The 23616-nt window shown below is 69.3% G+C and carries 20 protein-coding genes; 18 read left to right on the top strand and 2 right to left on the bottom strand.

The features are described from left to right. The first annotated feature begins 108 nt into the window (after positions 1–108). Positions 109–1101: a DUF4190 domain-containing protein gene (locus ACU5E9_RS03460; protein ID WP_456812242.1), complete on the top strand. Its 993-nt coding sequence runs from the start codon at positions 109–111 to the stop codon at positions 1099–1101. 42 nt (positions 1102–1143) lie between these two features. On the opposite strand, the gene ACU5E9_RS03455 is transcribed toward ACU5E9_RS03460, so the two are convergent. Together ACU5E9_RS03455 and ACU5E9_RS03450 are read right to left on the bottom strand one after the other, a co-directional pair. Further along, positions 1144–1881, bottom strand: coding sequence for a hypothetical protein (locus ACU5E9_RS03455; RefSeq protein WP_456812241.1), 738 nt, complete (start codon positions 1879–1881; stop codon positions 1144–1146). A 397-nt stretch (positions 1882–2278) separates the two neighbouring features. Continuing rightward, positions 2279–2854, bottom strand: coding sequence for an HNH endonuclease signature motif containing protein (locus tag ACU5E9_RS03450; protein ID WP_456812240.1), 576 nt, complete (start codon positions 2852–2854; stop codon positions 2279–2281). 1364 nt (positions 2855–4218) lie between these two features. Between ACU5E9_RS03450 and pyrR the strand changes: the two genes are divergently transcribed. From pyrR to hisG, 17 genes are all read left to right on the top strand, one after another. Further along, a complete protein-coding gene (pyrR, locus tag ACU5E9_RS03445) occupies positions 4219–4764 on the top strand; it encodes a bifunctional pyr operon transcriptional regulator/uracil phosphoribosyltransferase PyrR (protein ID WP_456812239.1) in 546 nt (181 codons plus the stop codon). Next, a complete protein-coding gene (locus ACU5E9_RS03440) occupies positions 4761–5711 on the top strand; it encodes an aspartate carbamoyltransferase catalytic subunit (RefSeq protein WP_456812238.1) in 951 nt (316 codons plus the stop codon). Before pyrR ends, ACU5E9_RS03440 begins: the two co-directional genes overlap by 4 nt. Then, entirely contained in the window at positions 5712–7073 is a 1362-nt protein-coding gene (locus tag ACU5E9_RS03435) for a dihydroorotase (RefSeq protein WP_456812237.1), read from the top strand. Further along, positions 7066–7647 carry a PH-like domain-containing protein gene (locus ACU5E9_RS03430; protein WP_456812236.1) on the top strand — a complete coding sequence of 194 codons (582 nt, stop codon included), beginning with the start codon at positions 7066–7068 and terminating at the stop codon, positions 7645–7647. Before ACU5E9_RS03435 ends, ACU5E9_RS03430 begins: the two co-directional genes overlap by 8 nt. Positions 7648–7650: 3 nt before the next feature. Continuing rightward, on the top strand, positions 7651–8817 hold the full coding sequence (carA, locus tag ACU5E9_RS03425; protein WP_456812235.1) for a glutamine-hydrolyzing carbamoyl-phosphate synthase small subunit: 1167 nt from the start codon (positions 7651–7653) through the stop codon (positions 8815–8817). Continuing rightward, on the top strand, positions 8817–12104 hold the full coding sequence (gene carB, locus ACU5E9_RS03420; RefSeq protein ID WP_456812234.1) for a carbamoyl-phosphate synthase large subunit: 3288 nt from the start codon (positions 8817–8819) through the stop codon (positions 12102–12104). Before carA ends, carB begins: the two co-directional genes overlap by 1 nt. Positions 12105–12139: 35 nt before the next feature. Next, complete coding sequence (pyrF, locus tag ACU5E9_RS03415) at positions 12140–13009, top strand: orotidine-5'-phosphate decarboxylase (RefSeq protein ID WP_456812233.1); 870 nt, start codon at positions 12140–12142, stop codon at positions 13007–13009. Further along, a complete protein-coding gene (gene gmk, locus ACU5E9_RS03410; RefSeq protein ID WP_456812232.1) occupies positions 13002–13922 on the top strand; it encodes a guanylate kinase in 921 nt (306 codons plus the stop codon). Before pyrF ends, gmk begins: the two co-directional genes overlap by 8 nt. Before the next feature lie 139 nt (positions 13923–14061). Then, positions 14062–14319, top strand: coding sequence for a DNA-directed RNA polymerase subunit omega (rpoZ, locus tag ACU5E9_RS03405; RefSeq protein ID WP_066595628.1), 258 nt, complete (start codon positions 14062–14064; stop codon positions 14317–14319). A gap of 32 nt (positions 14320–14351) precedes the next feature. Further along, a complete protein-coding gene (gene coaBC, locus ACU5E9_RS03400; RefSeq protein WP_456812231.1) occupies positions 14352–15614 on the top strand; it encodes a bifunctional phosphopantothenoylcysteine decarboxylase/phosphopantothenate--cysteine ligase CoaBC in 1263 nt (420 codons plus the stop codon). Positions 15615–15700: 86 nt separating this feature from the next. Further along, positions 15701–16894 carry a methionine adenosyltransferase gene (gene metK / locus ACU5E9_RS03395; protein ID WP_456812230.1) on the top strand — a complete coding sequence of 398 codons (1194 nt, stop codon included), beginning with the start codon at positions 15701–15703 and terminating at the stop codon, positions 16892–16894. Positions 16895–16925: 31 nt separating this feature from the next. After that, positions 16926–19199 carry a primosomal protein N' family DNA-binding protein gene (locus ACU5E9_RS03390; protein WP_456812229.1) on the top strand — a complete coding sequence of 758 codons (2274 nt, stop codon included), beginning with the start codon at positions 16926–16928 and terminating at the stop codon, positions 19197–19199. Further along, positions 19200–20117, top strand: a complete 918-nt coding sequence (gene fmt, locus ACU5E9_RS03385; RefSeq protein ID WP_456812228.1) for a methionyl-tRNA formyltransferase — start codon at positions 19200–19202, stop codon at positions 20115–20117. Then, entirely contained in the window at positions 20114–21634 is a 1521-nt protein-coding gene (locus ACU5E9_RS03380; RefSeq protein WP_456812227.1) for an RsmB/NOP family class I SAM-dependent RNA methyltransferase, read from the top strand. Before fmt ends, ACU5E9_RS03380 begins: the two co-directional genes overlap by 4 nt. Positions 21635–21695: 61 nt before the next feature. Then, the gene (gene rpe, locus ACU5E9_RS03375) at positions 21696–22361 is read left to right on the top strand and encodes a ribulose-phosphate 3-epimerase (RefSeq protein WP_456812226.1); all 666 of its coding nucleotides are present in this window, start codon (positions 21696–21698) and stop codon (positions 22359–22361) included. Positions 22362–22429: 68 nt separating this feature from the next. Further along, positions 22430–22693: a phosphoribosyl-ATP diphosphatase gene (locus ACU5E9_RS03370; RefSeq protein WP_110127366.1), complete on the top strand. Its 264-nt coding sequence runs from the start codon at positions 22430–22432 to the stop codon at positions 22691–22693. Between the two features lie 49 nt (positions 22694–22742). Further along, positions 22743–23582: an ATP phosphoribosyltransferase gene (hisG, locus tag ACU5E9_RS03365; protein WP_456812225.1), complete on the top strand. Its 840-nt coding sequence runs from the start codon at positions 22743–22745 to the stop codon at positions 23580–23582. Positions 23583–23616 lie beyond the last annotated feature (34 nt).

Here is a 23616-nt window from a genome sequence, read left to right as displayed (position 1 = left end):
ACCGGCGCTGCCTGAACCGGCAGCGTCGGTAGTACAACCCGAAGGACCTGCACGACGAGTGCCCGTCCGGTTGCTCTGCGACCGGGCTGCACGAATGAGGGGGAGACCATGACCGTAGACGGCCACGACGAGACCGGGGACCAGACACCGTTCCCTCCGGTCGCTCCAGCGCAGCCGCAGAGCGACCCGGCACCGGCCGGTTACGGCTTCCCGGCCGCGCCGGGGACCTCGCCCCTTGGCGGGCCCGTCGCCCCGCGCACCAACACCCTCGCCATCGTGTCGCTGATCACGGGGTTCTTCTGCTCCATCGCCGCGGTCATCACCGGTCACCTCGCGCTGGGCCAGATCAGGCGCACCCGCGAGACCGGCAAGGGGCTTGCCATCGCGGGCCTGGTGCTCGGCTACTTCGGCATCGTGGCGACAACGGTGGCCGTCATCCTGGCCGTGCTCTTCGCCGCCACCATTGGGTCGTTCTTCTCCTCCGTGTCCGACTCGGCCGGTCCGGTCGGGCCGTCCACCGGTCTGTCCGGCCAGGTCGGCGCCGTCAACCTCGACGATGGCTACCTGCAGGTGGGCACCGGCAGTACTCTCGTCGACCTGTACATCGACCCCATGTGCCCGTACTGCGGCCAGTTCGAAATCGCGAATGGTGACACCCTGGCGGCTCTCGTTGACGATGACAGCATCACCCTGCGCCTGCACTCGCTCACCTTCCTCGACCAGGCTTCGCAGGGCACCGCGTATTCGTCGCGGGCCTCCGCCGCGCTCACGTGCGAGGCCGCGATCAACCCGGCTTCGACCCTGGACTACCTGGCCGCCCTCTTCGTGAACCAGCCGGCGGAGGGGACATCCGGCCTCACTGACGAGGAGCTCGTCGCCCTGTCCACCGGAGCGGACTCGATCGCGGAGTGCGTCAGCGATGGCGACTACGTCGCCTGGTCGCAGCAGAACACGGAAAATGCCATCACGGGACCGATCGAGGGCGCCGACATCCCCTCCATCCAGGGCACTCCGACGGTGCTCGTGGACGGCAGCCAGTACAACGGGGCAATCGACGACGCCCAGGCCCTCCGAGAGTTCATCGTCGGCACTATTTCCTGAGGCTCCGTCCCCTGAAGGCCCGACCCTTCAGGGTTGGGCCGATCACGTTGCCAGCGTGATGCTCGGTACGATCCCGGCAATGGATGCCCACAGTTTCACGTCGTCACCGTCCTGGCGGACATAGGGGTTCCCGTCGTTGTCGCGCGCCTCGAATGAGATCTGGGCCTCCAGGGCCACGCCGATGGCGTAGGTGTGCGATCCGCGTAGCTGAAGGGTGGTGCTGAGGTCGGTGAAGGCGTGCCGCTGGGAACTGATCGGTGATCCGCCCCGGCCGCTCTCGTCGAATGCGAACAGCACGCGAGAACCGAAGGGGCTCAACAGGCTCCAGGACCCGGTGACGGGATCAATCTCCCAGCCCGCGACGTAGGCCGTGCCGCGGTAGGCGAAGGCCGCAAAGCCGATCGGGCCGGTCGGGCGGAACCACCACCGGCTCTCGGCCACGAGTTCGATTTCGGCCGTAACAGAGACCGAGGACAGGCTCGCGCGAGGCACGAGGGCCACTCCGGTGCCGGCGAAGCCGATGTAGCCGGCGTCCATCGATGAGGCGTTCACCCAACTGAACAGCTGACCGGTGCGTTCGGATGCTTCGCTTCCATCCGGCTGGCCGTTGCGGGTGTTGGCCCACCGGTACCGGTACCGGTGGTCTTCGGGCGGGGGAGAGCTCCAGTAGGTGTCGGGGTCCGCGGCCGCGGGGATGTACAGGCTGTCCGGCCAGGTGGCGATGAACGGCGATCTGGGCCGGAAATAGTGCGCGAACAGGGCCTGACGATACTTCTGCACCCCCTGAAGAGTGCGTGCGCTATCGCCGGCCGACGCCTCGACCTCCTGGTGCACAACCTCGATCTCATGTCGCCGCACAAAGCTGATCGGCCCGGCTGGTGCACCGATCTCCGACTCCACGTGAGACGGCTCTCTCTGCTCGGAGCGTGACGTCGCCGCAACCTCCGTCGGTTCCCGCCTGTTTTCCCGGTGGGTACCTGGGGTCTCCCCAACCGAGAGGTCGTCGGCTGCGCTGGGGCCTTCTGTAGCTGGATCTTCTGTAGCGGGGCACACTTTCTTCACCTACTTCGCAGGCACTCGGTTCCGGTGGGGAATGGGTTATGCCCAGCAGGTTAATCTCGGCGCCGGGGTTCCGCGAGGTGGTCGATTCCCCGTGAGCCGGCCTGACAGCGCCGGATTAGAACGGCGGGTTCTCGGGTACCGGTGGCGACGGATGGCGCTGGGGCTGGTGCCGGGGCATCAGATACATGTCGCCCGCGGGTCGCTTCCGAGTTTTCGGTCCCACCGTCGGCGGTTTCGGCCGGGGTGGGCCGATCGGGTTGGCCGGGTCGGTGCGGTAGGTGCGCTGGCCCGGTGAGGTCCAGACCAAAACGCCGCCGGGTTCCTGGATGACCGACCACTGGGAGAGGTGTTTGAGTCGGTGGTGGCCTTCGCAGAGGTGGGCGAGGTTGTCCAGGTCGGTGCCGCCGTCGTATTGCCGGTCCTGGGTGTGGTCGATGTCGCTCTTCACTGCGGGGCGGGAGCAGCCGGGAAACCGGCAGGTCTCGTCCCGCACCCGCAACACCTTCCGCATGCCCTTGGTGATCTTCTGCTGCTTCTTGTCGACCGAGAGGATTACCCCGGATTCCGGGTGGGTGAGCACGCGGGTGAAACTGGGCGCGTTGGCCGTGATCCGCCGGGCCGCCTCGGGCGAGATTGGCCCGTAGCCTTCGAGGGTGGCGGGTTCCTCGTCCAACCCCAGCAGGGTCATCACCGGCGGTGATCATCACGGTGCCGCGGATGCCGGCGCCCAGCCCGGTCGAGGTGATCCCGTCCAGCAGCAGTGCGGCGGTGACGTCCGCGCGGAGCTGGTCGAGGGTGCGGGTCGGCGGTGCGTCGGTGGAGTTCTGCTGGTCGAGCCCGAACGCCTTCCCGGCCCCAGCACTCCCGTCTACGTCCCCGTCTCCGACTCCGATGCCGGCGCTGGCGAGGCGGGCGGCTGCGTCGCTGGCGGGGGTGTGGTCGCCGAGCTTCTTCAGACTCGCTGCTGTGCTGGTGATCCGGTCCCAAGCGGCCTTCGTCTGTTCGGCGGTGCCGTACCAGTGCAGCCAGCCCATCCCGTCGTGCGCGGGCTCCCAGAAGGTGCGTCGCTCCGCCAGAGCGTTCCGGGTGCGGGTGACGATGGACTCCGGATGCCGTCTTTCGCGGAGCCGGCGGGCGCGATCCTTGAACCGGCCGACCGGCTGTGACTTCGCCACCGGCAGCACGGCCTCTTCGAACGCGGCCTGCTCGTCGTCGGGGATGGCGCGGATCTGATCAAGCAGGGTGGTCGCGTGCCGGTAACTGATTTCCCCTTTCGACAGGGCGTCGAAAGTGAGCGGCGCGTAACTGTAAAGGAACCGGGCCTCATCCAGCTGCCGCTCGATGGTGCGTTCGGCCGTGCGGGTCAGGCACGCGGTCTCGGTCACGATGGTGCGGCGGGCAATCTTATGCTCGTCCCACCGCGCATACGCCGCGGCGCGCGCCTGATCGTCGGTCATCGTCGCCGCGTCACGGTCCGCCGTTGCAATGGACTCCCGGTCACCGTGCAGTCGCGAGGACACCCGGGGCTGCTCGCTCCAGTCCTGCAGCCCGACCAGAAGTTCGATCCGGCGAGCCTGCGCCTGCGCGATCAGGCGGTCTTCCGCCGCGATTCGCTCGGTCTGCTCGGCCAGTTCGTCCAGCACTCGCTGGTCCATGGTCGGATCGGGCTCGTACTGCTCGGACGGCGCCGCGGGTGCCGGCGTGGGTGCGGGTCCGGGCTCGGGTGTGGCTGTGGGTTGTTGTGGATCTTGTGGGACGAGTTCCGGAGAGTGGTCGTCATCATCCGGAGCGGGCGGTGGTGCCTGATCGGGGCTACTCATAGTGAGATCGTCTCACCTACCACTGACATTGCGACCCACCCGACCGACCACCTCCACGACGCGTGAGAAGAACCCCAAAACGGGCGGGAATCTAAGGGTTTAGCTCACGGCTCGCGGGAGGGGGCTGGGCTGGAGACGAGGCGGGGAAGGCAGAGACGGGGCCGGGGATGCTAGGGTCGTGAGGTACCTAGACCTACTTTAAGAGCCGTCCTGTGAGACGGGAAAGGAGGTTGGTTTGACGGAGCGCACTGTGCTCACCCAGGCTGACATCACCCGAGCGTTGACTCGGATCTCCCACGAGATCCTGGAGTCCAATCGAGGAAGCGAGAACCTGGTGATCCTGGGCATCCCCACCCGGGGAGTTGCCCTCGCCCAGCGGATCGCAGCGATCATCCAACGCATCGAGCCCGACTCCGCCGCCGTGCGCGTGGGTTCGCTCGACGTGACGATGTACCGCGACGACCTCAACCACACCCGCACGCGCACCCCGTCGCCCACCCAGGTGCCCGGCAGCATCGACGGCGCCACGGTGGTGCTCGTCGACGACGTGCTCTACTCGGGCCGCACCATCCGCGCCGCCCTCGACGCCCTCGGCGACCACGGCCGGCCCAGCGTTGTGCGGCTCGCGGTCCTCGTGGACCGCGGCCACCGAGAACTGCCGATCCGCGCCGACTTCGTGGGCAAGAACCTGCCCAGCGCCACCCACGAACGCATCAACGTGCACGTCACCGAGGTTGATGGCGACGAGTTCGTCAGCATCGACGGAGGCGACCAATCGTGAGGCACCTGCTCTCCACCAAGTCGCTCAACCGCGACGAAGCCATCGCGCTGCTCGACATTGCCGAAGACATGGCGGATGTCGCCAACCGCGAGGTCAAGAAGCTCCCGACCCTGCGCGGCAAGACCGTGGTCAACCTCTTCTTCGAGGACTCCACCCGCACCCGCATCTCGTTCGAGGCCGCCGCGAAGCGCCTGAGCGCCGACGTGATCAACTTCAGTGCGAAGGGCTCCAGCGTCTCCAAGGGCGAGAGCCTCAAGGACACCGCACAGACCCTCGCCGCGATGGGAGCCGACGGCGTCGTCATCCGCCACCCCGCCTCCGGCGCCCCGCAGGTGCTGGCCGCAAGCGGCTGGATCGACGCCGGCATCATCAACGCCGGCGACGGCACCCACGAGCACCCCACCCAGGCCCTGCTCGACGCGTTCACCATCCGCCGTCGCCTGCACGGTGCCGCTTCCCGCGGCCGCGCCCTCGACGGCGTCACGGTCACCATCGTCGGCGACATCCTGCACTCCCGGGTGGCGCGGTCCAACCTTTGGCTGCTCGACACCCTGGGCGCCCACGTCACCTTCATCGCGCCGCCCACGCTGCTGCCGTCGGACACCACCGCCTGGCCGGCGACCATCGGCTACGACCTTGACGCCGCGATCGACGCCGGTTCCGACGTCGTGATGATGCTGCGCATCCAGGCCGAGCGCATGAATGCCGCTTTCTTCCCGAACAGCCGCGAGTACTCCCGCCGCTGGGGCCTGGACGACGAGCGTTTCGCCCGGCTGTCGTCGCATAGCATTGTCATGCACCCCGGACCGATGAATCGCGGCCTGGAGATTTCCTCCGCCGCAGCCGACTCAGAACGGTCCACCGTGCGCGAACAGGTCGCGAACGGGGTCTCCGTGCGTATGGCGGCGTTGTACCTGTTGCTTTCCGGCGACCGAGAGGACCACTGAATGTCGACCGAACGATTCCTCCTGCGCGGAGCCCAGCTGAGCGACGGAACCACCACCGACCTTCTGCTGGCCGATGGCCGCATCAGCGAGACCGGCACCGGGCTCTCGGATGCCGGCGCCACCGTGATCGACGCCGACGGCCTGCTCGCACTGCCCGGCCTGGTCGACCTGCACACCCACTTGCGTGAGCCCGGCTACGAGCAGAGCGAAACCGTGCTCACCGGCAGCCAGGCCGCCGCGATCGGCGGGTACACCACGGTGTTCGCGATGGCCAACACCTCCCCGGTGCAGGACACCGCCGGCGTCGTCGAACAGGTTCTCGCCCTGGGGGAGAGCGCCGGCTACGTCACTGTGCAGCCGATCGGCGCCGTCACCGTCGGCCTGGCCGGCGAACGCCTCGCTGAACTCGGCGCCATGGCCGCCAGCCGCGCCAACGTGCGGGTCTTCTCCGACGACGGCTTCTGCGTCTCCGACCCGCTGCTGATGCGCCGGGCGCTGGAATACGTCAAGGCCTTCGACGGCGTCGTCGCCCAGCACTCCCAGGAGCCGCGCCTCACCGTCGGCGCCCAGATGAACGAGGGCGCCCTCTCCAGCGAGCTCGGCCTCACCGGCTGGCCCGCCGTCGCCGAGGAATCGATCATCGCCCGCGACGTGCTGCTGGCCGAACACGTCGGCTCCCGCCTGCACGTCTGCCACCTCTCCACCGCCGGCGCCGTCGACGTGGTGCGCTGGGCCAAGGCCCGCGGCATCAACGTCACCGCCGAGGTCACCCCGCACCACCTGCTGCTCACCGAGGAACTGGTCGCCGGCTACGACGCCCGGTACAAGGTGAACCCGCCGCTGCGCCGCCGCGAAGACGTGGAGGCCCTGCGCCAGGGCGTCAAGGACGGCACCATCGACATCATCGCCACCGACCACGCACCGCACCCGGTCGAGTCCAAGGACTGCGAGTGGGGCGCCGCGGCCAACGGCATGGTCGGACTCGAATCCGCCCTGTCGGTGGCACACGCCGCCCTCGTCGAGACCGGCTACCTGGACTGGGCCGACCTGGTGCGGGTGATGTCGAGTGTTCCCGCTCGCATCGGCCGCATCGCCGGCCAGGGCCAGCAGCTCGTCGTCGGCGCTCCCGCCGAAGTGACCCTTTACGACCCGAGCGCCCGCCGTGTCTTCGGCCGGGAGAACCTCGTGGGCAAGGGCGTCAACTCGCCCTACCTCGAGATGACCCTGCCCGGTCAGGTCATGGCGACGTTCCACCGCGGCTACGCCACCGTGCTCGACGGCGTGCTGCAGAGCACCGCACAGGTCAACGCCGCCCGAGCCGCCGCAGTCCAGTCCGCCGCAGTGAAGGCTGCCCATGAGTAGCCGCACCGTCGCCACGATCATCACCATCCTGGTGCTACTCGGCGTGCTGGCGCTGATGCTGCGCTCCTGGCGCCGGCGCAGCAAGCGCGACGCCGCACTGCCGGCCGGCTACCCGCAGCCCGCCGAGCGGGGCCGCGAGCTGGCCTCCGCCGCCGCGCTGTACGTGGCCACGACCCCGAGGGACCAGCCGCTGGAGCGGCTCGCGATCCCGGGGCTCGGCTTCCGCGCCCGCGGCGGCGTCTCCGTCACCGCGGCCGGCGTGCTGCTCGAACTGGCCGGCTCGCCCGCCCTGTTCATCCCGGCGGATGCGGTCGAACTCGTCACCGACGCCACCTGGGCCATCGACCGGGCCGTCGAGCCCGGCGGCCTGTTTCTCCTGGGCTGGCGGCTCGCTCCCGCAGGCGCAGACGCTGCGCCCTCGAGCGTCGACAGCTACTTCCGTTTCAGCGACCCCGCCGATCGCACCGCGATCAGCGCGGCCATCACATCTCTCGCGGTGCGTGCCCCCGGCACACCCAACGGCTCCACCGCATCCGGCTCAACAGAATTCGGCACCGAAGAAAGTGAGGTGTAGCCCGTGAGCTACCCAACATCCACACCGGCCCCGGCCGTGCTCGTCCTCGAAGACGGCACCCGCTACGTCGGGCGTGCCTACGGCAGCCAGGGCCAGACCCTCGGCGAGATCGTCTTCGCCACCGGCATGACCGGTTACCAGGAAACCCTGACCGACCCGTCCTACGCCGGCCAGATCGTGCTGATGACCGCTCCGCACATCGGCAACACCGGCGCGAACGACGAGGACATGGAATCGTCCCGCATCTGGGTCGCCGGCTTCGTCGTTCGCGAGCCCGCCCGCGTGCCGTCGAACTTCCGCTCGCAGCGCACCCTCGACGCCGACCTCGAATCCCACGACATCGTGGGCATCAGCGGCATCGACACCCGCGCCATCACCCGGCACATCCGCTCGCTCGGCGCCATGCGCAGCGGCATCTTCTCCGGCGACCGCTACGACATCTCCGAGAGCGAGCAGCTCGAACTCGTGCGCGGCGGAGCCAGCATGCGCGGCCGCAACCTCTCCGACGACGTCTCCACCGTCGAGCCGTACTCGCTGCCGGCCAAGGGCGAGCGCATCGGCTCGGTCGCGGTGCTCGACCTCGGCGTGAAGACCTCCACCCTCAACTACCTCGCCGAACGCGGCTTCGAGGTCTTCGTGCTGCCGCAGTCGGTCACGGCGGAGCACGTGCTCTCGCTGAATCCGTCCGCCCTGTTCTTCTCCAACGGCCCCGGCGACCCCGCCGCGAGCGACGCCCACGTCACCCTGCTGCAGGAGGTGCTGCGCGCCAATGTGCCGTACTTCGGCATCTGCTTCGGCAACCAGCTGCTGGGCCGGGCCCTCGGTTTCGGCACCTACAAGCTGCCGTTCGGCCACCGCGGCATCAACCAGCCGGTGCTCGACAAGGCCACCGGCCGGGTGGAGATCACCTCGCAGAACCACGGCTTCGCCGTCGACATGCCCATCGAGGGCGTGCACGAGTCCAAGACCGGGTTCGGCAAGGTCGAGGTGAGCCACTACAGCCTCAACGACCAGGTCGTCGAGGGTATCCGTTGCCTGGACATCCCGGCCTTCTCGGTGCAGTACCACCCGGAGTCCGCGGCCGGCCCGCACGACGCCAACTATCTTTTCGACAGGTTCAGGGATGTGGTGGTCGCGCACGCGGCCGCCGGAGCAGGAGACGCCAAGTAATGCCCAAGCGCGACGATATCAACAGCGTCCTCGTCATCGGAAGCGGCCCGATCGTCATCGGCCAGGCCTGCGAGTTCGACTACTCGGGCACCCAGGCCTGCCGGGTCCTCCGCGAGGAGGGCGTCCGGGTCATCCTGGTCAACTCCAACCCGGCCACCATCATGACCGACCCCGACTTCGCCGACGCGACGTACATCGAGCCGATCACCCCGGAGATCCTCGAGACCATCATCGCCAAGGAACGCCCGGACGCGATCCTGCCGACCCTGGGCGGCCAGACGGCCCTCAACGCGGCCATCGCCCTGCACGAGCGCGGCATCCTCACCAAGTACAACGTCGAGCTCATCGGCGCCAAGTTCGAGGCCATCCAGAAGGGTGAGGACCGCCAGATCTTCAAGCAGCTGGTGCTCGACGCCGGCGCGGATGTGGCCAAGTCCTACATCGCCCACACCGTCGAAGAGGCCGTCGGCTTCGCCGAGGACCTCGGCTACCCGCTCGTCGTGCGCCCGTCCTTCACCATGGGCGGCCTCGGCTCCGGCTTCGCGTACACCGAGGCCGAGCTCCGCCGCATCGTCGGCGACGGCCTGCACCAGAGCCCCACCACCGAGGTGCTCCTGGAGGAGTCCATCCTCGGCTGGAAGGAATACGAGCTCGAGATGATGCGCGACACCGCCGACAACACGGTGGTCGTCTGCTCGATCGAGAACGTCGACCCGGTCGGCGTGCACACCGGCGACTCCATCACGGTCGCCCCCGCGCTCACCCTCACCGACCGTGAGTACCAGAAGCTGCGCGACATCGGCATCGACATCATCCGCGCCGTCGGCGTCGACACCGGTGGCTGCAACATCCAGTTCGCCATCGACCCGGCCAACGGCCGCATCATCGTGATCGAGATGAACCCGCGGGTCTCCCGCTCGTCGGCGCTGGCCAGTAAGGCCACCGGCTTCCCGATCGCCAAGATCGCCGCGAAGCTGGCCCTCGGTTACCGCCTCGACGAGATCCCGAACGACATTACCGGCGTCACCCCGGCCAGCTTCGAACCCACGCTCGACTACGTCGTCGTCAAGGTGCCCCGGTTCGCGTTCGAGAAGTTCCCCAAGGCCGACGCGCGCCTGACCACCACCATGAAGTCCGTCGGCGAGGCCATGGCCATCGGCCGCAACTACGCCTCCGCCCTGCAGAAGGCGCTCCGCTCGCTCGAGAAGCGCGGCTCCTCCTTCCACTGGGGCACCGAGACCCGGTCGATCGAGGAACTCCTCGCCGTCGCCGAGGTCCCCACCGACGGCCGCATCGTCACCGTGCAGCAGGCGCTCCGCAAGGGCGCCACCATCGAGCAGCTCTTCGAGGCCACCAAGATCGACCCGTGGTTCCTCGACCAGATCGTGCTCATCAACGAGATCGCCGACGCCGTCGCCGCCTCGGACACCCTCGACACCGAGATCCTCCGCACCGCGAAGGACCACGGCTTCTCCGACGCCCAGATCGGCGAGCTCCGCGGCTTCGGCGAAGCGGATGTGCGCAAGGTCCGGCACATCCTCGGCGTGCGCCCGGTCTTCAAGACCGTCGACACCTGCGCCGGCGAGTTCCCCGCCCTCACCCCGTACCACTACTCGAGCTACGACCAGGAGACCGAGGTGGTCCCCAGCGACCGCCGCAAGGTCGTCATCCTCGGCTCCGGCCCGAACCGCATCGGCCAGGGCGTCGAGTTCGACTACTCCTGCGTGCACGCCTCGTTCGCCCTCTCCGACGCCGGCTACGAGACCATCATGATCAACTGCAACCCGGAGACGGTCTCGACCGACTACGACACCAGCGACCGGCTGTACTTCGAACCGCTCACCCTGGAAGACGTGCTGGAGATCATCCACGCCGAAAGCCAGAGCGGCGAGCTCGTCGGCGTGGTCGTGCAGCTCGGCGGCCAGACCGCCCTTGGCCTGGCCAAGGGCCTCGAGGCCGAGGGCATCCCGATCCTGGGCACCTCGCCCACCGCGATCGACCTGGCCGAGGAACGCGGCCTGTTCAGCGGCATCCTCGCCGACGCCGGCCTGCTCGCCCCGCGCAACGGCGTCGCGACCGACTACAGCGGCGCCGTCGTTGTGGCCGAAGAAATCGGCTACCCGGTGCTCGTACGCCCCAGCTACGTGCTCGGCGGCCGCGGCATGGAGATCATTTACGACAGCGCCAGCCTGGCCGACTACTTCACCCGCATGCAGGGCCAGGGCATCATCGGCCCGTCGCACCCGCTGCTGGTGGACCGGTTCCTCGACGACGCCATCGAAATCGACGTCGACGCCATCTACGACGGCCACGAGCTGTACATCGGCGGCGTGATGGAGCACATCGAAGAAGCCGGCGTGCATTCCGGTGACTCCAGCTGCACCCTCCCGCCGGTCACCCTCGGCCGCGCCGAGATCGACCGGGTGCGCGACGCGACCCTGGCGATCGCCAAGGGCATCGGCGTGCGCGGCCTGCTCAACGTGCAGTTCGCCATCGGCGCCGGCGTGCTCTACGTGCTCGAAGCCAACCCGCGCGCTTCCCGCACCGTGCCGTTCGTCGCCAAGGCGCTCGGCATCACGCTGGCCAAGGCGGCGTCGCTGATCATGGTGGGGACCACCATCGCCGAGCTCAAGGCCAGCGGCCAGCTGCCGCTGATCGACGGTTCCCGCGTGCCGATGGACTCCCCGGTCGCCGTCAAGGAGGCCGTGCTGCCGTTCAACCGGTTCCGCACCCAGGAGGGCCTGATCGTCGACTCCGTGCTCGGCCCGGAGATGCGCTCCACCGGCGAGGTCATGGGCATCGACCGCGACTTCCCGCGGGCCTTCGCCAAGAGCCAGCTCGCCGCCTACGGCGGAATCCCGCTCACCGGCACCGTCTTCGTCTCGGTCTCCGACCGCGACAAGCGGGCCGTGATCCTGCCGATGCTGCGCCTGCAGCAGCTGGGCTACACGATCATGGCCACCGAAGGAACCGCCGAAGTTTTGCAGCGGAACGGAATCGGGGCCACAGTGGTGGCAAAGTTCAGTGAAAAGGCCGATGAGTCCGTGGACACCGTCGTTGACCTGATCCGACGCGAGGAGGTGCAGATCGTGATCAACACCCCCAACGGGCGCACCGCCAGGGCGGATGGTTACGAGATCCGCGCCGCCGCAGTGGCGGGCGACCTGCCCCTGTTCACCACCATCGCAGAGCTCTCCGCCGCTGTCGGATCGATCGACTCGATCCGCACCGGCTTCGAGGTCACCAGCCTGCAGGAGTACGCGACGAAACGGGCGGCGGCGCTGTGACCCACGCCGGCGCTGTCAGCCCAGCCGAACCGGTCGTGACGACCGCATCCTTCGGCGAACGCCTCCAGGGCGCGTTCGACCGGTTCGGCCGGCTCTGCGTCGGCATCGACCCGCACGCCTGGCTGCTCACCGACTGGGGACTTCCCGACACGGCAGCCGGAGCTGAGAGCTTCGGCCGCCGGGTGGTCGAGGCCGCTGCCGGCCGTGCGGGCATCGTCAAGCCGCAGGTGGCGTTTTACGAACGGTTCGGCTCCGCCGGGTACGCTGCGCTGGAACGGGTGCTCGCCGATGCGCGCGCGGCCGGGCTGCTGGTCATCGCGGACGTCAAGCGCGGCGACCTTGGCACCAGCGTCGAGGCCTACGGCCAGGCCTGGCTCAGCCCGGATTCCGCGCTGGAGGCCGACGCCATCACCCTCAACCCGTATATGGGTGTGGGGTCGCTGGCCAGCACCATCGCCCTGGCTGCCGAACACCACAAGGGACTCTTCCTGCTGGCGGCCACGTCCAACCCTGAAGCCGCCGCACTGCAGCAGGCGGTGCTTGCCGGGGGAGCGCAGGCCGGCCAGACCGTGGCCGCTTCGGTGCTCAGCCAGGTCGCCGACATCAACGCCCAGACGCTTCCTGCCGGCTCGGTCGGCTCGGTCGGCGTCGTGCTCGGCGCCACCGTCGCCCTCGTCGATTTCGGCATCGACATCCACGCCCCGGCCACCGCCGTGGTCACCCCGGTCCTCGCCCCGGGCTTCGGCCACCAGGGCGCCAATCCCACCGATCTGACGACTTTGTTTGGCGGATACGCTCAAGGCGTTATCGTGAGTGAATCGCGCAGCGTGTTGTCAGCAGGTCCAGACCACGTAGCCGATGAGATAACACGCCGAGTAACTGAAGCTGGAGCGACCCGTGGCTGACAATCGCCCTACCCCACCCGATGTCGACCGTGTCGCGGCCTCCCGCGCCGCCGTAGCGGCCAGACGAGCCCGCGCCGCCGTCAAGGCCCAGGTCGCCGCCGGTGAGCGCACGTCGCTCGACGTGCTCGCCGCCGCCGTCAAGGACCCCAATGGTGTCGAGGGCAGGCTGCGCGTCACCGAACTGCTTGTGAGCATCCCGGCGATCGGCGTAACCAAGATGCAGCGCATCATGACCCGGCTCGAGATCTCGCCGTCCAAGCGCCTGGGCGGCCTCGGCAAGCACCAGCGCGACCGGCTGCGCGACTTCCTCGCCGCCCGGCCCACCGCCCGCCGCGGCGCCCCGGATTCCCGGCTCGTCGTGCTCGCCGGTCCCACCGCCGTCGGCAAGGGCACCGTCGCCGGTTACATCCGCGAACACCACCCCGAGGTTCACCTGTCGGTCTCCGCCACCACCAGGGCGCCCCGCGCCGGCGAGGTCGAAGGCGTCAGCTACTTCTTCGTGGACGACGCCGAGTTCGACCGCATGATCGAAGCCGGCGAGCTCCTCGAGTACGCCACCGTGCACAACGCCTACCGCTACGGCACCCCGCGCGGCCCGGTCGACGCCGCAATCGCCGACGGCAACAGCGTGCTGCTGGAGATCGACATCCAGGGTGCCCGCGCCGTGCGCCGGGCAATGCCGGAGGCCCGCCTGGTGTTCCTGCTGCCGCCCAGCTGGGACGAATTGGTGCGCCGCCTGATCGGCCGCGGCACCGAAGATTCGGCTGAACAGGCCCGTCGGCTGGAGACCGCGAAGCTCGAATTGGCCGCTCAGGGCGAGTTCGATTACCGTGTTGTGAACACCGACGTGGCCGAAGCCGCCGAAGAAGTCGTAGACTTGATGCAGATTCGCAAGACAGCGACGCCGTCGTAGCGCCCGCCGTTCTTGAATTCCTCGCGTCGAATAGGCGCATCATCGTGGCAAACGCAGCGGTTTCCGGCCACGGAAGCCCTCAGCGTGACACCGCGCAGCCCGTACATTTTGCTTGAACTGCATGAAGGAGTGTGACAGCGTGCCCAACAAGCCCACTGGCATCATTGACCCGCCCATCGACGACCTGCTGACCAAGGTCGATTCCAAGTACGCCCTGGTGATCTTCGCGTCCAAGCGCGCCCGCCAGATCAACGACTACTACGCCGACCTGCACGAAGGCAGCCTGTTCGACAACGTCGGCCCGCTCGTCGACTCCACCGTCGACGACAAGCCGCTCTCCGTGGCACTGCGCGAAATCAACGAGGACAAGCTCACCTCGAAGCCCATCGTCGAGTAGCTCGACTTTCGCTGTTCACGTAGGCGCGCAGGATGTCGACTGGTCGCACGATCGTCGTCGGGATAACCGGCGGCATCGCTGCCTATAAGGCCGTCAACGTCGTGCGCGCTTTTGTGTTGCTCGGGGACGACGTGCACGTGGTCGCCACGGCGGCTGCGCTGCGCTTCGTCGGCAAACCCACCCTCGAGGCCATCTCGCGGAACCCCGTGCACACCGACCTCTATGAAGGGGTCGCCGAGGTGCGTCACGTGGCCATCGGCCAGTCCGCCGACCTCATCGTCATCGCCCCGGCCACCGCCAACAGCATCGCCAAGATCGCCCTTGGCCTGGCCGATGACCTGCTCGGCAACACCATCCTCGCCAGCACCGCCCCGCTCGTGATCGCGCCGGCCATGCATACCGAGATGTGGAACAACCCCGCCACCGTGGCCAACATCCAGACCCTCCGGGAACGCGGCGTCACCATCGTGGGCCCCGGAATCGGCCGGTTGACCGGTGCCGACTCCGGACCGGGCCGGATGGAAGAGCCCGACACCATCGTGGAGGCGGCGTTGGCCGCCCTGGCCGCCCACATCGGCTCGACGGGTGTGGCGCAGGACCTCGCCGGCCGGCACGTGCTCATCAGCGCCGGTGGCACCCGCGAACCCCTCGACCCGGTGCGGTTCCTCGGCAACCGCTCCAGCGGACGCCAGGGCGTCGCCCTCGCCGAGGCCGCCCTTGCCCGCGGCGCCACCGTCACCCTGGTCGCCGCGCACCTCGAGGTGCCCGTTCCACCCGGCGTGAGCGTGGAGGGCGTCAGCAGCACCCTCGACCTGGAGCTGGCGATGCGCACCAACGCCGCCACCGCCGACATCGTCATCATGGCCGCAGCGGTCGCGGACTACCGCCCGGCGGAGGTGCAGGCGGACAAGATCAAGAAGGACGTCGCGGGGGACACGCTCTCCCTCGAGCTCGTCCGCAACCCGGACGTGCTCGCCGGCCTGGTGCAGGAACGGCGCCCCGACCAGGTGATCGTGGGCTTCGCCGCCGAAACCGAACCGGACGACGCCAGTCGCCGGGAGCTCGGCCGCACCAAGATCCAGCGCAAGGGCTGCGACCTCCTGGTGCTCAACCGGGTGGGCTGGACCCAGGGTTTCGCCACCGAACGTAACGCGATCGAGGTCCTCGACAGCGCCGGAGATATAGTGATGGAGGCCTCCGGCACGAAGCTGTCGGTGGCCCACCGTATTCTCGACAGCATCGTCGAACTGGAAATTCTCGACAGCATCGTCGAACTGAACAACGGCTCGCAGTAAGCCACTTCTGCCTGTCACGCGCACGACAGAAAACAGCACAACACTCAACCGCAGCACATTTACCACAAGAATTGAGACGAGCCCCGATGAGCGATCTTCGCCTCTTCACCTCGGAGTCGGTCACCGAAGGCCACCCGGACAAGATCTGCGACCAGATCTCCGACACCATCCTCGACGCACTCCTCACCGAGGACCCGCACAGCCGGGTCGCCGTCGAGACCCTCGTCACCACGGGCCTCGTGCACGTCGCCGGTGAGGTCACCACGGCCGGGTACGTCGAGATCCCGTCGATCGTGCGCAAGTGCATCACCGACATCGGGTACGACTCCTCCGACGTCTGGTTCGACGGCCGCTCCTGCGGGGTCGAGATCTCCATCGGTGGACAGTCGCCCGACATCGCCCAGGGCGTCGACGACGCCTACGAGAGCCGCGAACAGGACAGCCTCGACGACTACGACCGCCAGGGCGCCGGCGATCAAGGCATCATGTTCGGTTACGCCACCCGCGAGACCCCTGAGCTCATGCCGATCCCGATCTGGATCGCGCACCGCATGGCCGAGCGCCTCGCCGAGGTGCGCAAGTCCGGTGAGCTCAGCTACCTCCGGCCCGACGGCAAGACCCAGGTCACCATCGGCTACGACGGCATCATTCCCCGCACCGTCGAGACCGTCGTGCTCTCCACCCAGCATTCGCCGTCCGTGCGAACCGAGCAGCTCCGCGCCGAGATCGCCGAACTCGTGATCAAGCCGGTCCTGGAGCGCGTCGACCTCGACGCCAGCAGCCTGCGCACCCTGGTCAACCCCACCGGCCGGTTCGAAATCGGCGGCCCGCAGGGCGACGCCGGCCTCACCGGCCGCAAGATCATCATCGACACCTACGGCGGATCCAGCAGGCACGGCGGCGGCGCGTTCAGCGGCAAGGACCCGTCCAAGGTCGACCGCTCCGGCGCGTACGCCATGCGCTGGGTCGCCAAGAACGCCGTCGCGGCCGGCCTGGCCGAACGCCTCGAGATCCAGGTGGCCTACGCCATCGGCACCGCATCTCCCGTCGGACTGTACGTGGAGACCTTCGGCACCGGCGCGCTGCCGGAGAAGGACATCACCGCGGCCATCCGCGAGGTGTTCGACCTGCGCCCCGCCGCGATCATCCACGACCTCGACCTGCTCCGCCCGATCTACGCCCAGACCGCGGCGTACGGCCACTTCGGCCGCGAGCTGCCCGACTTCACCTGGGAGCGACTCGACCGAGTCGACGACCTGAGAAGCGCAGCCGGACTCTGACGCCCGAGACTCACAGACTGAGCGGCCGCAGATGACTCGCACCGGCCTGACCGCACGGGTGCTGATCGACTCACCCCTGCCGCAGCTCGACCATCTCTTCGACTACGCCATCCCCGACGAGCTCGCGCACCTCGCGCAGCCCGGCGTGCGGGTGCGGGTGCCGCTGCGCTCGGCGAATCGGGTGGCCGACGGTTACATCATCGACCTCATCGACCCCGCGCAGGAGGCCGACGGCCGGGTGGCTACCGGTGCCGAGTCGACAGGTGCTGCCGCGACCCTCGACGGTGTCGGCGCCGGCCCGGACACCGGATACAGCGGCAAGCTCAGCCCGGTGGACTCGATCGTCTCGGCCGTGCCCGTGCTCACCGCACCGGTCTGGCAGCTGGCCCGTCGCCTGGCCGACAGGGCGGCCGGCAACGCGAGCGACATCATCCGCCTGGCCGTGCCGCCACGCGCCGTGCGGGTGGAGAAGGCCTGGCTCGCGGCCCGGGAAGCCGACACGGGCACGGCACCGGCACCGGCTGCTACTGCCCTGCCCAAGCCCGGCCTGCCCAAGCCAGGCCTGGCCGCGCCCGACCTGGCCGAACCGGGCTTCGCCGAGTACCCACCCGAGACCCTCGGCACCATCGTGGCCGAACGCTTGCGAGTCTGCATCGCCGCCGTGCCCAGCCTGGTCCGGCTATCCGGCCCGGCTCCCGAATCGGTCCCCACACCGGCCCCGGATGCCGGCCCGGCCGCAAAACCCAAGGCCGACAACGGCAGCACCGTCGGCACCTGGGCGATCACCATGGCCGAGCTCGCCGTGTCCGCCCTGCGGCGCGGCTCGAGCAGCATTCTCGTGACGCCCGATTTCCGCGACCAGGACCAGCTTCAGGCCGCCCTGCTGATGCTGGCGCCCGCGGACGACGTCGTCCGGGTGGATGCCCGGCAGGCCAACCCCGACCGCTACCGGGGCTTCCTCACCCTGCTGGAGGGCAAGCCGCGCATCATCGTCGGCAACCGGTCGGCCGTCTACGCGCCCGCCCACAACCTCGGCCTGATCGTGATCTGGGATGACGGCGACCCCCTCTACGGCGAACAGCTCAGCCCCTACGTGCACGCCCGCGACGCCGCGCTGATCCGCCGGGAAGCCGCCGACTGCGCGCTCGTGTTCATCGGCCATTCCCGCAGCGTCGAGGTCGAACGCCTGATCGAGATCGGCTGGCTGCGCGCCGTGCACCCCACCAGGGACAGCCATCCGCGGGTGATCCCCACCACCTTCCAATCCGAACCCGACGCCCAGGCCAGGGCAGCGCGCATCCCGTCGGCCGCCTGGCTGGCCGCGAAGGAGGCCGTGCGCACCGGGCCGGTGCTGGTGCAGGTCGCGAGTCCCGGCTACGCCCCGATGCTGGCCTGCCGCTCCTGCGGCCAGTCCGCCCGGTGCACGAACTGTCAGGGCCCGCTGGCGCAGTCCGCCGCCAACGCCACCCCGGCCTGCCGCTGGTGCGGCCACCTCGCCGCCGGCTGGCGCTGCTCCCACTGCGAGGCCAGCCAGTTGCGGGTGGTGACCGTGGGCACCGGGCGCACCGCCGAAGAGCTCGGCCGCGCCTTCCCGGGCTCCCGGGTGATCGTCGCCGACGGCGAGCACACCGTGCAGACCATCGGACCCGAGCCGGCCCTGGTGATCGCCACCCGCGGCGCCGAACCGATACCCCGCAACGGCTACAGCGCGATCCTGCTGCTCGACGGCGAACGGATGCTCGCCCGCGAGTCCCTGCGGGTGGGGGAGGACTGCCTGCGCTGGTGGGCCAACGCCGCGGCGCTGGCCGGGCCCGGCGCATCCGTGATGCTCGCCGGGGTGGGCGGCGCCCTCGCCCACGCCCTGAACACCTGGCAGCCCGGCCCATACGCCGCCGCCGAACTCGCCGACCGCCGGCAGCTGCGCTTCCCGCCGGCCGTGCGGGTGGCCTCGGTCACCGGAACCAGCGTGGAGGTCGAGACCGCCATCGAGTCGCTCGCCGACCTGCCGGGCCTGGACGTGCTGGGCCCGGTCCCGTACGAGCCCGGCGGCGCCGGTGCGGGCGGCCCAGGTCCGGGCGGCCCAGGTCCGGGCGGCGCAGGTCGAACCGATCCCGCCGGACGGCCATCCGGACCGCCGCTGGTTCGCGCCATCGTGCGCTTCGGCTACCCGGCCGGCGATGAAGTCGCCCGCACGCTCAAGGCCGCGATCGTGCGGAACGCGGCCAGCCGCCGCAAGCCCAAGGGCGCCGCATTCCGCCCTGCACCTACACTCAGAGTACGATTCGACGACCCGGAGCTGCTGTAAATGAAACTCGTCTTCGCCGGGACCCCGCAGGTCGCCGTGCCCAGCCTGACCCTGCTGGCCGCCTCCGGCCATGAGATCGCGGCCGTCGTGACCCGCTCCGACGCCGCCCTCGGCCGGAAGCGCGTGCTCACCCCGTCGCCGGTCGCGGCCGCCGCCACCGAACTGGGACTGCCCGTCATCAAGGCCAACCGGCTCGACGCCGCCGCCACCGAGTCGATCACGGCACTGGACGCCGACCTCGGTGTCATCGTCGCCTACGGCGGCCTGGTGCGGGAACCTCTGCTGTCGGCGCCCCGGCTGGGCTGGATCAACCTGCACTTCTCGCTGCTTCCGCGCTGGCGCGGCGCCGCCCCTGTGCAACGCGCCATCATGGCCGGCGACACGGAAACCGGCGCTGCCGTGTTCCAGCTCGTCGCCGAACTCGACGCGGGCGCAGTGTTCGCACAACTCACCACCCCGATCGGCCGGCACGCCACCGCGGGCACCCTGCTCGATGCCCTCAGCCGAACCGGCGCCGAGCTGTTGCGCGGAGTGGTCGACGACCTCGCCGACGGCACCAGCCAGGCCGTGGAACAGTCCGGCGAGGTCACCCTCGCCCCCAAGCTCACCCTCGAGGACGCCAGGGTCAACTGGACGCTGGCCGCCGACCGCATCCACGCGATCATCCGCGGAGTCACCCCGGAGCCCGGTGCGTTCACGGAAATCGGCGGCGCACGCCTCAAGCTCCACGATGTGGCCCCCGCACACGGCCAACCCCGCCTCGCGCCCGGCCGCATCAACGAAATCGACAAACGGGTTCTGATCGGCACCGGCACGGAGCCGCTCGAACTCGTCAACGTACAACCGGCAGGAAAAACCCCAATGAAAGCAATCGACTGGTGGCGCGGAGTGGCAGCAACCGAGGTGATCGCATCATGAGCGGCGCAGGCGACAGCGGTGCTCGTCAGAACGGTGCTCGTCAGAACGGTGCCGGTCAGAACGGTGCTGATCGAAACAGTGCTGATCGAAACAGTGCCGGCCGGTCGCGCGCGCCCCGCCAAGGCGCCCGGGCCGACAGTCGGCCGACCTACGTGGTGCAGCCGGCCCGCCGGGTGGCCTACGAGGTGATCGCGGCCGTCCGCGAGTCCGACGCCTACGCCAACCTGCTGCTACCCACCCGCATCCAGCGCGCCGCCCTCAACACGGCGGATGCCGCGCTGGCCACCGAGCTCACCTACGGCACCCTGCGCATGCAGGGCTTCTACGACCGGGTCATCGCCGAGGCCGCGGGGCGGCCGGTCAGCGCCATCGACCCGGCCATCCTCGACGTGCTCCGCCTCGGCGCACACCAGCTGCTGGCCACCAGAGTCGCCACCCACGCCGCCGTGAACGAATCCGTGGAGCTGGCCCGCCAGGTCGGCTCCCGCTCGGCGACCGGTTTCACCAACGGCGTGCTGCGGGCCATCGCCCGGGTCAGTGCCGACGAGTGGCGTGAACGCATCCTCGCCGACACCACTACCCCCGACGACGCCCTCGCCGCCCTGTACTCCCACCCGGTCTGGGTAGTGCGCGCGTTCCGGCAGTCGCTCAAGCAGGAGGGCCGCGAGAACGAGCTCGAGGAGCTCCTCGCCGCCGACAACGCCGCCCCACGGGTGAACATGGTGGCGCTGCCGGGACTCGCCGAGGCCACCGCAGAGCTGGGCGACGCCAACGACTTCTCGCCCACCGGCTTCGTGCTGGCCGGGGGAGACCCGCACCACCTGATGAAGGAAAGCGACGGGCGCCTGCGGGTGCAGGACGAGGGCTCCCAGCTGGCCGCCCTCGCACTCAGCCGCGCCCGGCCGATCGTGGAGGGCGAGCGTTGGCTCGACCTCTGCGCCGGCCCCGGCGGCAAGGCCGCGCTCCTGGCCGCCGAGGCCCTCAACGGCGGCGCCACACTGGTGGCCAACGAGGTAGTGCCCGCCAGGGCCCAGCTGGTGCGAGCCGCCCTCGCGGCAGTGCCCGCGGATGTCCCGGTCTGGGAAATGGACGGCACCTGGGTGGGCGAGGACCAACCGGAGGTCTTCGACCGGATCCTGCTCGACGCCCCGTGCACCGGCCTCGGCGCCTTGCGCCGCCGCCCCGAGGCGCGCTGGCGGAAGCTACCCAAGGACGTCGCCGAGCTCTCCGACCTGCAGTCGGCCCTGATCCACGCCGCCCTCGGCGCGCTGAAGCCCGGCGGCATCCTCGCCTACGTCACCTGTTCACCGCACGTCGCGGAGACCCGGGGAATCGTGGCGACGGCCCGCAAGGCCTGGGGCGACAAGGTGACACCGCTGGACACCGCGGCAGTGCTCCAGGACCTGGCCGTGCATCCGCTCGACCTGGCCGGCGACCCGGGCAGCGTACAGCTGTGGCCGCACCGCCACGGCACCGACGCCATGTTCATCACCCTGCTGCAGCGCCAGGCCGACTGAGCGACTGCCGACTGCCGACCGACCGGCCGGCCGGCCGGTGGCCATTCGGTAGGGTGAAAGCATGGTTACCCGGATCAACCCGAGCATTCTCGCCGCCGACTTCGCCAACCTGGAGCGGGAGTTCGGCCGCATCAGCACCGCGGACCTCGCCCACGTCGACGTTATGGACAACCATTTCGTGCCGAACCTCACCCTGGGCCTGCCCGTCGTGGAGCGGCTGCTGCAGGTGTCGCCGATCCCGCTGGACATCCACTTGATGATCGAGGACCCCGACCGCTGGGCCCCCGCCTACGCCGAGGCCGGCGCCTACTCGGTCACGTTCCACGCCGAAGCTGCCACGGATGCCGTCGGTCTGGCCCGGCGGCTGCGCGCGATCGGTGCACGGGCCGGCATCGCGCTCAAACCCGGCACCCCGGTCGAGCCCTACCTTGAGCTGCTCGAAGAGTTCGACCAGGTCCTGGTGATGACCGTGGAGCCGGGCTTCGGCGGCCAGAGCTTCATGGCCTCGACCATGCCCAAAGTCGCCCTGCTTTCCGACGCCGTGCGCGAGCGCGGCCTCGACGTCTGGCTGCAGGTGGACGGCGGCATCACCGAGGACACCATCGAACAGGCCGCGAAAGCCGGCGCCAACACATTCGTCGCCGGCTCGAGCGTCTTCAACGGCGACCCGGCCGGCGCGATCGCGCGGCTGCGCGCGGCCGCGACGCTGCACTCCCACGCCCACTAACGCCCGCACGGCACCCGCAAGCGCCCCGCCCGCGCTCCGGGAGCCGTCCGGACCGGTAGCCTGTACAGGTGAAAACTTTCGACGACCTGTTCGCTGAGCTGAGCCGGAAGGCCGTAGACCGGCCGGAAGGCTCTGGAACCGTCCGCGAACTCGACGCCGGCATCCACGCGATCGGCAAGAAGATCGTCGAGGAAGCCGCCGAGGTCTGGATGGCCGCCGAGTACCAGAGCGACACCGAAACCGCGGAAGAGATTTCGCAGCTGATCTATCACCTGCAGGTAATGATGGTGGCGAAGGGGCTTTCCCCGGAGGACGTGTACCGACATCTTTGATGTCGTTCCCCCCTTGTGAAATCCACCCCCAACCTTCGGAAAGATTGACATGTTAAGAATTGCCGTGCCCAATAAGGGTTCGCTCGCCGAGACCGCCGCCCAGATGCTGAGCGAGGCCGGCTATAACGGCCGCCGCGACCCGCGCGACCTGGTCGTCGCCGACCCGCACAACGACGTCGAGTTCTTCTACCTGCGTCCCCGTGACATCGCCACCTACGTCGGCAGCGGCGCCCTCGACGTCGGCATCACCGGCCGCGACCTGCTCCTGGACTCCCGCTCGAGTGCCGCCGAGATCGCCAGCCTCGACTTCGGCGACTCCACCTTCCGCTTCGCCGGCCCGGCCGGCCGGTTCACCGACCTCGCCGACCTCCAGTCCTTGCGAGTCGCCACCAGCTACCCCGGCCTCGTCGGCACCTTCCTCGCCGGCCACGGCGTCACCGTCGACCTCGTCACCCTCGACGGCGCCGTCGAGTCGGCCGTGCAGCTGGGCGTGGCGGATGCCGTCGCCGACGTCGTCTCCACCGGCTCCACCCTGCGCAAGGCCGGCCTGCAGATCTTCGGCCCGGTCATCCTCGAGTCCACCGCTGTGCTGATCACCTCCGAGAACGAGAACCCGGGCATCAACACGCTGCTCCGCCGGCTGCAGGGTGTTCTCGTCGCCCGCCAGTACGTGCTCGTGGACTATGACGTGCACGTGGACAACCTCGACGCCGCCTGCCAGGCCGCGTCCGGCATCGAGTCGCCCACGATCTCGTCGCTGCGCGACCCGAACTGGGTGGCCGTCCGCGTGATGATCCCGCGCGTCGATACCAACCGGGTGATGGACCACCTGTATGAGCTCGGCGCCCGCGCCATCCTCGTCACCTCCATCCACAACGCCCGACTCTGAGCGGACCCCGGCATAATCGAGGAAAGACCCCAGG

The organism is Cryobacterium sp. AP23 (assembly GCF_054075385.1).
Note: the sequence above shows the minus strand (reverse complement) of the source record. Positions and strands in the feature narration are given on the sequence as shown.

Bases quoted from the DNA above. Each gene is read 5' to 3' on its own strand.
- ACU5E9_RS03460 (WP_456812242.1), top strand. From the start codon at position 109: ATGACCGTAGACGGCCACGACGAGACCGGGGACCAGACACCGTTCCCT.
- ACU5E9_RS03435 (WP_456812237.1), top strand. From the start codon at position 5,712: ATGTCGACCGAACGATTCCTCCTGCGCGGAGCCCAGCTGAGCGACGGA.
- ACU5E9_RS03430 (WP_456812236.1), top strand. From the start codon at position 7,066: ATGAGTAGCCGCACCGTCGCCACGATCATCACCATCCTGGTGCTACTC.
- carB (WP_456812234.1), top strand. From the start codon at position 8,817: ATGCCCAAGCGCGACGATATCAACAGCGTCCTCGTCATCGGAAGCGGC.
- coaBC (WP_456812231.1), top strand. From the start codon at position 14,352: ATGTCGACTGGTCGCACGATCGTCGTCGGGATAACCGGCGGCATCGCT.
- metK (WP_456812230.1), top strand. From the start codon at position 15,701: ATGAGCGATCTTCGCCTCTTCACCTCGGAGTCGGTCACCGAAGGCCAC.
- ACU5E9_RS03390 (WP_456812229.1), top strand. From the start codon at position 16,926: ATGACTCGCACCGGCCTGACCGCACGGGTGCTGATCGACTCACCCCTG.
- fmt (WP_456812228.1), top strand. From the start codon at position 19,200: ATGAAACTCGTCTTCGCCGGGACCCCGCAGGTCGCCGTGCCCAGCCTG.
- ACU5E9_RS03380 (WP_456812227.1), top strand. From the start codon at position 20,114: ATGAGCGGCGCAGGCGACAGCGGTGCTCGTCAGAACGGTGCTCGTCAG.
- rpe (WP_456812226.1), top strand. From the start codon at position 21,696: ATGGTTACCCGGATCAACCCGAGCATTCTCGCCGCCGACTTCGCCAAC.
- hisG (WP_456812225.1), top strand. From the start codon at position 22,743: ATGTTAAGAATTGCCGTGCCCAATAAGGGTTCGCTCGCCGAGACCGCC.